The organism is Nocardia niigatensis NBRC 100131, from assembly GCF_000308655.1.
Taxonomy (GTDB): Bacteria; Actinomycetota; Actinomycetes; order Mycobacteriales; family Mycobacteriaceae; genus Nocardia; species Nocardia niigatensis.
Genome location: NZ_BAGC01000049.1, coordinates 36,096 through 44,903 on the forward strand (window position 1 = coordinate 36,096; position 8,808 = coordinate 44,903).

Here is an 8,808-nt window from a genome sequence, read left to right on the forward strand (position 1 = left end):
CGTTACAGCCAAACCAGAGGGGCCGACACCGTGAACACCACCGCCAACTCGCTGCACATCCTCGTCTCCGGCGGCGGCATCGCCGGCAATGCCGTTGCGCTGCAACTGCTCCGGGCCGGCGCCCGCGTCACCGTCGTGGAACGCGCCACCGCGCCCCGCCCCGGCGGCCAGGCCGTCGACCTGCGCGCCGCCAGCAAGGAGGTCGCCGAGCGCATGGGCCTGATGGCCGGCATCCGCAAGTACCAGCTGGCGGAGCTCGGCATGGCCTGGGTCGACCGCAAGGGCGCCGAATACGCCGCCCTGCCGGTGGAGGCCTTCGATGGCAAGGGCCCGATCGCCGAAATCGAGATCACCCGCGGCGATCTCAACCAGGTGCTGCTCGACCTGCTCGCCGAAACCCCGGGCGGGCTCGACTACCGCTACGGCGAATGGATCGAGAGCCTCGACCAGGACGGGTCCGGCGTGACGGTCGGCTTCGCCTCCGGCGCCACCGAACGCTTCGACCTGGTGGTCGGCGCCGACGGCGTCCACTCGGCCGTGCGCCGCCTCGCCTTCGGCCCCGAGGAACAGTTCTCCACCTACCTCGGCGGCTACGCCTCCTTCTTCACCATCCCCACCCCCGACGGCATGAAGCCGGGCTGGTTCGCCATGCACTCGGTGCCCAGCGCCGCCGTCGGCATCCGCCCCGACCGCGACCCGCGCACCGCCAAGGCCATCCTGACCCTGCGCACCCCCGAGAACCCCGCCCTGCGCCGCGACACCGCCGCCCAGCAGCAGCTCATCACCGGCATGCTGGCCGACGCCGGCTGGCACGCGCCCGCCGTGCTCGAGGCCATGGCCACCACACCCGACTTCTACTTCGACGTGCTGGCCCGCATCGACATGCCGACCCTGGCCGCCGGCCGCGTCACCCTGGCCGGCGACGCGGGCTACTGTGGCTCCCCCATGACCGGCATGGGCACCGCCATGGCCCTGGTCGGCGCGTACCTCCTGGCCGGTGAAATCGCTTCCACCCCAGACGATCTCGCCGACGCGCTGGCCCGCTACCAGGAGCAGGTGACCCCGTTCCTGGACGCGGCCAAGGAACTCCCCGGCGGCGGCATCCAGATGATGCTGCCGAAGTCGAGGTTCGCCACCGCCCTGGCCCGCTTCAACATGCGGCTCATGACCTCGGGCCCGATGCTTCCCCTGACCCGGAAGCTGTTCGAGCCCAAGGCCGAGGCCTACGTGCTCCCTGTCTACGAGACAGCGGCGGTGGCCTGAAGGCCGGCGCCGGATACGACACGACCCCGGTCAGGCCGACCGGGGTCGTGTCATGTCCGGAATGTTCAGAGTTTGCCGTTGCTGGCTTCCGGCTTGGTCTCACTCCGCGGCTCGGACTCGCCGTCCTCGTGCTCCTCCTGAGCCTCGTGCTCCTCGCGGGCCGCGACACCGTGCTCGGTGCCCTCGTCGGCCTCCTGATCCGCCTCCGGATGCTCCGGGGAGAACTCGGCGGGCAGATCCTTGATGTGCTTGTTCATGTTCCGGATCAGCAGGATGGTGCCGGCCAGCAACACCAGCACGATGACCAGGCCGAGCGGGGAGGCCTTGCCGAATTCGGGTCCGGTGGGCGCATTGGTGCCCTGGGCGAGCAGTGTGTACATCATCGGGCGGCGTCCTCGGTCTCGGCGGTGTCGATGCCGAAATCGGCCTCGTCGATTCCCGCGAACAGGTCGGTCTCCGGGATCGCGGTCTTGACCCGCGTCTTGGCCAGCTCGAATTCCTCGGTGGGCCACAGCCGCTGCTGCATCTCCAACGGCACCGCGAAGAAGGCGCCGTTCGGGTCGATCTGGGTGGCGTGGGCGCGCAGGGCGTCATCACGCTGCGGGAAATACTTGGCACACTCGACCTGGGTGGTGACCCGGCCCATGATGTCGCCGCGCTCGGCGGCGTACTTGCGCATCCGGTCCATCCACTCCTGCATGGGGAAGGGCTCGCCGCGCCGCGCGTATTCGTCGGCGAACACCTCCAGCCGGGCGAGGCTGAAACCGTGGTTGTAGTACAGCTTGAGCGGCTGCCAGGGCTCACCCGCGTCGGGGAACCGCGCCGGATCGCCCGCCGCCTCGAAGGCCGCGACCGACACCTTGTGGCACATGATGTGATCCGGGTGCGGGTAACCGCCCATCTCGTCATAGGTGGTCATGACGTGCGGCTTGAACTGACGGACCACGCGCACCAGCGCCTCGGTGGCCTCCTCCAGGGGCACCAGCGCGAAGCTGCCCTCGGGCAGCGGCGGCAGCGGATCGCCTTCCGGCAGACCGGAATCCACGAAACCGAGCCAGGACTGGCGGACGCCGAGCGCCTCGGCGGCGGCGGCCATCTCCTCGCGGCGGACCTCGGTGATGCGGTCCTTGATGCCGGGGGTGTCCATGGCGGGGTTCAGGATGTCGCCGCGTTCCCCACCGGTGAGGGAGACGACCAGCACGTCGTTGCCTTCGGCGGCGTAGCGAGCGGTGGTCGCCGCCCCCTTGCTGGATTCGTCGTCGGGATGCGCGTGCACCGCCATGAGGCGAAGACCACTCACTTCTCGTTCACCTCACCGATCACGTTTTCCACCTCGTAGCTTTATGCCAGGTCCAGGCACGGGCGTCAGATATGCATTCCCTATAGTTCCATCCGATCGTTGTTTGTTCCGACCTACCCCCCGGGAGCGTCCCCGATATGAGTGAAAGACCGGCTGACCGGTACGGGATTGCGCCTCGGAAGAACCGCCGCTGGCTCCCCTACGCCCTCGGAGCGGTCGTCATTCTCGCCGGGCTCGGCGTCTCCTATCTGGGCTACCGCACCTACGGACCGCAGGCCATCGAACCGGACCGGATCGGCTACGCGGTCGTCGACGACTCCACCGTCAGCGTGGATTTCAAAGTGACACGCAAGGACCCGGGCCAGGCGGTCGTCTGCTTCGTGCGCGCCATGGACGGCGACAGCAACGAGGTCGGCCGGCGCGAGGTTCTGGTGCCCGGCTCCGACTCCGGCACCGTTCGCGTGGTCACCACGATCAAAACCAGCCGGCGGGCCGGCGCGGGCAATGTCTACGGCTGCTCCGACCATGTGCCGGCCTACCTGCGCGCCGGGTGAATCGTCCGTTAAGCGACCCGCTTTGACGCTTCTACCTGCACATTTCCGAATCGTGCTAAAATGGCCCAATACACGGTTCCGACGTTCGGAGCCGTGTTTGCTGCATTGACGGCCGGCGCTGTCGGGACTCTCCCCAGGGATCGCTCTGGCTGTCCACTGCTGCTGTGCCCATCTCCGGATGGACACGGTAGCGGGCATCAGGGAATCCCGGCTTGCCGGGGACAACTACTAGGGAGTGATCGAGATGACTGAGACCGTGACTTGGCTGACCCCGGAGTCGCACGAGAGGCTCACGAGCGAACTCGGCGCGCTCATCGCCAACCGTCCCGTCATCGCGGCCGAAATCAATGAGCGCCGTGAAGAGGGCGACCTCAAGGAAAACGGCGGTTACCACGCGGCGCGTGAGGAGCAGGGCCAGCAGGAGGCGCGCATCCGCCAGCTGCAGGAACTGCTGAACAATGCCAAGGTCGGCGTCGCGCCGACCAAGTCCGGCATCGCCCTGCCCGGCTCGGTCGTCAAGGTCTATTACGACGGCGACGAATCCGACACCGAGACCTTCCTCATCGCCACCCGCGAAGAGGGCCTGGGCAGCGCGGACCTCGAGACCTACTCCCCCAACTCCCCGTTGGGCGGCGCCCTCATCGACGCCAAGGTCGGCGAGACCCGCGAATACACCCTGCCCAACGGCAACACGATGAAGGTGACTCTCGTCTCCGCAGAGCCTTACCACAGCTGACCCGCCTCCCCGCGCCTTCAGCGGGCGGCACAGAGCCGCTGTCGGCCCCACACCCGTGCCGGCGGTCGGGAGCCGAAACGATTTTGGTCGTACCCGGTGAGTTACCCGGAACCTTGCGAAATCAGTCGTCGCGTTCCGAGCAAACGACGAAGCGCCGCACCGAATCTCGGTGCGGCGCTCCGCTTTTTGCCCATGGTCAGGCTAGAGCCTGCTCGATGTCGGAGAGGAGGTCGCTGATGTCCTCGATGCCGACGGAGAGGCGGACCAGGTCGGCCGGGACCTCGAGGGCCGAGCCGGCGGTGGACGCGTGGGTCATGGCGCCCGGGTGCTCGATGAGGGACTCCACGCCGCCGAGAGATTCGGCGAGGGTGAAGATCTTGGTCTTCGAGCAGAACTCCAGCGCCGCTTCCTTGCCGCCGTGGACGCGGACCGAGATCATGCCGCCGAAGCGGCGCATCTGCTTCTGCGCGACGGTGTGACCCGGGTGCTCGGGCAGGCCCGGGTAGATGACCTGGGCGATCTTGGGGTGGTTGGCGAGGAATTCGGCGATGGTCTCGGCATTGTCGCAGTGCCGGTCCATGCGCAGAGCCAGCGTTTTGATGCCGCGCATGGTGAGGAAGGCGTCCATCGGGCCGGGCACCGCGCCCGCGCCGTTCTGCAGGAACGCGAACTTGGTGTCCAGCTCCGGGTCATCGGTGATCAGCGCGCCGCCGACCACGTCCGAGTGACCGCCCAGGTACTTGGTGGTCGAGTGCAGCACGATGTCGGCGCCCAGCAGCAGCGGCTGCTGCAGGTACGGCGAGGCGAAAGTGTTGTCCACCACCAGCTTCGCGCCGCCCGCGTGCGCCACCTCGGCCAGGGCCGCGATATCGCCGACGTTCAGCAGCGGATTGGTCGGCGTCTCGACCCACACCAGCTTGGTGTTGGGGCGCATGGCCGCGGCGACCGCGTCCACATCCGAGACCGGCGCGACCGAGTACTCGATGCCCCACTGGGTGAACACCTTGTCGATGAGCCGGAAGGTGCCGCCGTAGGCGTCGTTCGGAATGACCATGTGGTCACCGGGCCGCAGGTTCGCGCGGATCGCGCAGTCGGTGGCCGCCATGCCCGAGGCGAAAGCCCGCCCATAGGTACCGGATTCGAGCGCCGCCAGGTTCGCCTCCAGCGCCGTGCGGGTCGGGTTGCCGGTGCGCGCGTACTCGTACCCGCCGCGCATCCCGCCGACCCCGTCCTGGGCGAAGGTCGAACTCGCGTAGATCGGCACGTTCACCGCACCGGTCTGAGGGTCCGGATCGAACCCGGCGTGTACCGCCCGTGTGGAGAAACCCAGCTGATCGCTCATGCGAACAGCCTAAGGGGCTCCCCCGCCTCCCCGAATATTGGGCGGGCAGCCAAGAGACGCTCACTGTTGACAACCCGTGCCGTCGGCTGAGTGTCGAACCGATTCTGGTCGTCCCCGGCGAGTTACCCTCACCTCGCGAAATCAGCTGTTGCGTTCGCATGGCACCGGTGTAATGCGGTGGGAGAGTGCGGCGCGGCTTTGTCGGTGTGGCGGAGACGGCCTTATCGTGGGGCGCATGGCCTCCGTTGACGAGCTGTTCGCTATCGATTCCCTGCTCAGTGACGAGGAACGGGCGATCCGGGATACCGTGCGCGCGTTCGCGGCGGAGCGGCTGCGGCCGGGTGTCGCGGAGTGGTTCGAGGCGGGGACGTTCCCGGCCCGGGAACTGGCGCCGGAGCTGGGCAAGCTCGGGCTGCTGGGGATGCATCTGGAGGGATACGGCTGCGCGGGGACGTCCGCGACCGCGTACGGCCTGGCCTGCCTCGAGCTGGAGGCCGTGGATTCGGGTGTGCGCAGCATGGTTTCGGTGCAGGGGTCACTGGCCATGACCGCGATCCACAAGTACGGGTCCGAGGAACAGAAGCTGCGGTGGCTGCCGGAGATGGCGGCCGGCCGCGTGCTCGGATGCTTCGGCCTCACCGAACCGGACTTCGGCTCGAATCCCGGCGGCATGCGGACCCGGGCGCGACGGGACGGGGACGACTGGATCCTCGACGGATCCAAGATGTGGATCACCAACGGGTCGGTCGCGGATGTCGCCATCGTGTGGGCGCAGTCGCGCGAAGGTGAGCGGGATGTGATCCGCGGCTTCGTAGTCCCCACGGACACACCGGGTTTCAGCGCTCGCGAAATGAAGCACAAACTGTCCCTGCGCGCTTCGATCACCGCGGAACTGTCCCTCGACGGCGTCCGGCTGCCCGCCGACGCCCAGCTGCCCGAGGCCCGCGGACTCCGCGCACCGCTGGGCTGCCTGTCCGAGGCGCGGTTCGGCATCATCTTCGGCGCGCTCGGCGCGGCCCGCGACTGTCTTTCCGCCACCATCGAATACGCGCGGACCCGCGAGGTGTTCGACAAGCCCCTGGCCGCCTACCAGCTCACCCAGGCCAAGCTCGCCGACATGGCGCTGGAACTCGGCAAGGGCGAACTGCTGGCGCTGCACCTGGGCCGGTTGAAGGACCGGCACGAGATCTCCAACGAGCAGATCAGCGCCGGCAAACTGAACAGCACCCGCGAGGCCATCAAGATCGCGCGCGAATGCCGGACCATCCTGGGCGCGAACGGCATCACCCTCGAGTACCCGGTGCTTCGGCACGCCAACAACCTGGAGTCCGTCCTCACCTACGAGGGCACCGCGGAAGTGCACCAGCTCGTCCTCGGCGAGGCCCTCACAGGCGCGAAAGCGTTCCGCTGACCGGCACTTCCGGGCAATTGCGCGATATCTCACAACCCGACCGCCCAGTACCGGTCGGTTGCTAGCATCACCGGGTGTTTGTGCCCGGCTCCGCATTGCTCGTCGTTTCGGCGCGTAAAACCCTGAACCGCCTGCAGCGCACCCACGGAGCCCCCGCCGCGGAGGCCGCGGCCGTCTTCCCCGGTGTGTCCGCAGCGATCGACCAGCATGCCGCGGCCGTCCGCGACATCCTCGACCTCGGCGTCGAGAACTCCAGCCTGGTCCCCACGAGCGTCCTGCTGGCCGGTTACGCCCGCGGCATCCTCGAGGACCTCCGCGAAGCCGAGGCCATCGTGCCGCACTCCCTGCTGGACTGGCAGGACGCCGACTGGCTCCACCTGCGCCTGGCCGGCGTCTGCGCCCTGGCTCGCGCCGCCTGACCTAGCCCCTGTCCTCGGGGTTTCCCCCGTTCTGATTGCCGGGGGGCATCTGACCACCGGAACGCGGCGGCTGTCCGGGCGGCATCGGCTGACCACCCTGCGGCATCTGACCGGGTTGCGCGGGCATCTGTCCGGATTGGGGTGGCAGCTGGCCGGGCTGCTGCGGCATCTGACCTGATTGCTGCGGCGGCATCTGGCCTCCGCCCGGTCCGTACCCGCCCGGCCGGCCATATCCCGGTTGCCCGTAGCCGGCCTGCCCGCCCCCGGGCTCGGCCCATTTGCCAGGAGGCATCTGGCCCATGCCCTGGCCCGCCATCATGGGCCGGGTGGCCGCGTGCTGCGCCCACATGGCCGCCTCCTGCGCCTGCCGCTGCCGCGCCGCGTCCTCACGACCGCGCTGATAGGCCTGCGCATGCCCCTTCACCTCGGGCATCTCGCCCTCGATGGTGTCGAGCCAGCTCGCCCACCGCTGCTGCATGGGCCGGATCAGGCCGCCGCCGAGACCGACGATGAGGACACCGCCGATCGTCGCCAGCACCGTGATCAGAATCGGCATGGTGACCGAGGTGCCCACCCCGATCTGATTGAGGGCCGCGATGATGCCGATGCCCCAGATGAACACCGCCGCAATGCGTCCCAGCATGCGGCCGTAGTCCAAGCCGCTCAACATGTTCGACACCATGTCCTGCACGACCCGCGCGATCGCGCCCGCGACGCAGACGATGATGATGCCGACCGCCAGCCGCGGCAGCCAGGCCACGATGCCATTGAGCATGGTGCTCACCGGGTTCGGGCCGAAGACGCCGAAGCCGAGCTGCAGGGTGATCAGCAGGATCGCGTAGTACGCCAGTTTGGCGATGATGCCGGTGGCGTCGTAATTACCGCGGGCGAGCATGTCCTTGATGCCGCCGCGTTCCACCAGGCGATCGAACCCGATGCGGTTCAGGATCCGGGTCACCAGCCTCGCGACGAGTTTCGCCACGAACCAGCCGATGAGCAGAATGACCAGGAATCCGATGAATTTGGGCACCCAGGTGGCGATGGAGCTCCACGCGTCCGAGAGCCCCCGCCCGATCTGGATATCGATAGCCGAACTCGAGGTGTGCATCTGACCCCGTCCCTTCGCTATCCGTTCCGGCCGGGTGCCGGAACTGCTTCTCGGGGTCGTTATACGCCTGGTCGAACGTCGAGTTCGCTTGTTTGCGAAATAGTTGCCATATCGGATGCTTGTGATTTGCCATACAGCGGCGCGAACGGCTTATAAGACGCGGAAACCGCGATGGCCCACCCTCATCAGGTAGGCCATCACGGTGTCGTCCGAACTGTCGCCGGAGCGGATCAGCTGCCGCCGGAGCGGATCAGTAGGCGCTCGAGACGTTGTCCATCGAGCCGTAGCGATGGGCCGCGTAGTTGCAGGCGGCCACGATGTTGGCGACCGGGTCCCAGACGTCGAAGGGGGTGCCCTCGACGTGGTACGCGTTGAAGGTCGGGTCGATCACCTGGAGCAGACCCTTGGACGGGATGCCCATGGCCGCGTTGGAGTCGTACAGGTTGATCGCCCGTGGGTTGCCACTGGATTCGCGCATGATGTTGCGCAGAATGCCGTTATAGCTGCCCGGAATGCCGTGCTGGGCCATGATGTCCAGGGCCTGGTGGATCCAGCCGTCGAGGTTGTCCGCGTAGACGGGCGGCGCGGGCACCGGAGCCGGCTCGGGAGCGGGGGCGGGCGCGGGCAGCGGAGCCGGCATGGGCGCCGGAGCCGGGGCGGCGACCGGAGCGGGCT

General features: G+C 68.0%; 10 protein-coding genes. 5 read left to right on the plus strand and 5 right to left on the minus strand.

Features of this window, described 5'->3' with window-relative positions; all coding sequences use genetic code 11:
- Nucleotides 1–30: 30 nt before the first annotated feature.
- Entirely contained in the window at nt 31–1,263 is a 1,233-nt protein-coding gene (locus ON33_RS23715) for an FAD-dependent monooxygenase (RefSeq protein ID WP_040861268.1), read from the plus strand.
- A gap of 65 nt (nt 1,264–1,328) precedes the next feature.
- On the opposite strand, the gene ON33_RS23720 is transcribed toward ON33_RS23715, so the two are convergent.
- Both ON33_RS23720 and mca read right to left on the minus strand, forming a co-directional pair.
- The gene (locus ON33_RS23720; protein ID WP_051152707.1) at nt 1,329–1,643 is read right to left on the minus strand and encodes a hypothetical protein; all 315 of its coding nucleotides are present in this window, start codon (nt 1,641–1,643) and stop codon (nt 1,329–1,331) included.
- Nucleotides 1,643–2,545: a mycothiol conjugate amidase Mca gene (mca, locus tag ON33_RS23725; protein WP_051152708.1), complete on the minus strand. Its 903-nt coding sequence runs from the start codon at nt 2,543–2,545 to the stop codon at nt 1,643–1,645. Before mca ends, ON33_RS23720 begins: the two co-directional genes overlap by 1 nt.
- Before the next feature lie 155 nt (nt 2,546–2,700).
- On the opposite strand from mca, the gene ON33_RS23730 reads away from it, so the two are divergent.
- Together ON33_RS23730 and greA are read left to right on the plus strand one after the other, a co-directional pair.
- Entirely contained in the window at nt 2,701–3,117 is a 417-nt protein-coding gene (locus ON33_RS23730) for a DUF4307 domain-containing protein (protein WP_040861270.1), read from the plus strand.
- A gap of 244 nt (nt 3,118–3,361) precedes the next feature.
- On the plus strand, nt 3,362–3,853 hold the full coding sequence (gene greA, locus ON33_RS23735; RefSeq protein WP_040861271.1) for a transcription elongation factor GreA: 492 nt from the start codon (nt 3,362–3,364) through the stop codon (nt 3,851–3,853).
- 196 nt (nt 3,854–4,049) lie between these two features.
- Here the strand turns inward: greA and ON33_RS23740 are convergent, their stop codons facing one another.
- Nucleotides 4,050–5,195 carry a cystathionine gamma-synthase gene (locus ON33_RS23740; RefSeq protein ID WP_040861272.1) on the minus strand — a complete coding sequence of 382 codons (1,146 nt, stop codon included), beginning with the start codon at nt 5,193–5,195 and terminating at the stop codon, nt 4,050–4,052.
- A gap of 235 nt (nt 5,196–5,430) precedes the next feature.
- On the opposite strand from ON33_RS23740, the gene ON33_RS23745 reads away from it, so the two are divergent.
- Both ON33_RS23745 and ON33_RS23750 read left to right on the plus strand, forming a co-directional pair.
- Nucleotides 5,431–6,606: an acyl-CoA dehydrogenase family protein gene (locus ON33_RS23745; protein WP_040861273.1), complete on the plus strand. Its 1,176-nt coding sequence runs from the start codon at nt 5,431–5,433 to the stop codon at nt 6,604–6,606.
- Between the two features lie 74 nt (nt 6,607–6,680).
- Nucleotides 6,681–7,025, plus strand: a complete 345-nt coding sequence (locus tag ON33_RS23750) for a DUF6401 family natural product biosynthesis protein (protein ID WP_040861274.1) — start codon at nt 6,681–6,683, stop codon at nt 7,023–7,025.
- A 1-nt stretch (nt 7,026) separates the two neighbouring features.
- Here ON33_RS23750 and ON33_RS44065 read toward each other — a convergent pair whose 3' ends face one another.
- Both ON33_RS44065 and ON33_RS23760 read right to left on the minus strand, forming a co-directional pair.
- Nucleotides 7,027–8,133, minus strand: a complete 1,107-nt coding sequence (locus ON33_RS44065) for a mechanosensitive ion channel family protein (protein ID WP_083869239.1) — start codon at nt 8,131–8,133, stop codon at nt 7,027–7,029.
- 250 nt (nt 8,134–8,383) lie between these two features.
- The coding region (locus ON33_RS23760) for a transglycosylase SLT domain-containing protein (RefSeq protein WP_051152712.1) at nt 8,384–8,808 on the minus strand (425 nt) is incomplete at its 5' end.

Excerpts from the sequence above, each read along its gene's own strand:
- ON33_RS23720 (WP_051152707.1), bottom strand. The coding sequence starts at position 1,643 with ATGTACACACTGCTCGCCCAGGGCACCAATGCGCCCACCGGACCCGAA.
- mca (WP_051152708.1), bottom strand. The coding sequence starts at position 2,545 with ATGGCGGTGCACGCGCATCCCGACGACGAATCCAGCAAGGGGGCGGCG.
- ON33_RS23730 (WP_040861270.1), top strand. The coding sequence starts at position 2,701 with ATGAGTGAAAGACCGGCTGACCGGTACGGGATTGCGCCTCGGAAGAAC.
- greA (WP_040861271.1), top strand. The coding sequence starts at position 3,362 with ATGACTGAGACCGTGACTTGGCTGACCCCGGAGTCGCACGAGAGGCTC.
- ON33_RS23740 (WP_040861272.1), bottom strand. The coding sequence starts at position 5,195 with ATGAGCGATCAGCTGGGTTTCTCCACACGGGCGGTACACGCCGGGTTC.
- ON33_RS23745 (WP_040861273.1), top strand. The coding sequence starts at position 5,431 with ATGGCCTCCGTTGACGAGCTGTTCGCTATCGATTCCCTGCTCAGTGAC.
- ON33_RS44065 (WP_083869239.1), bottom strand. The coding sequence starts at position 8,133 with ATGCACACCTCGAGTTCGGCTATCGATATCCAGATCGGGCGGGGGCTC.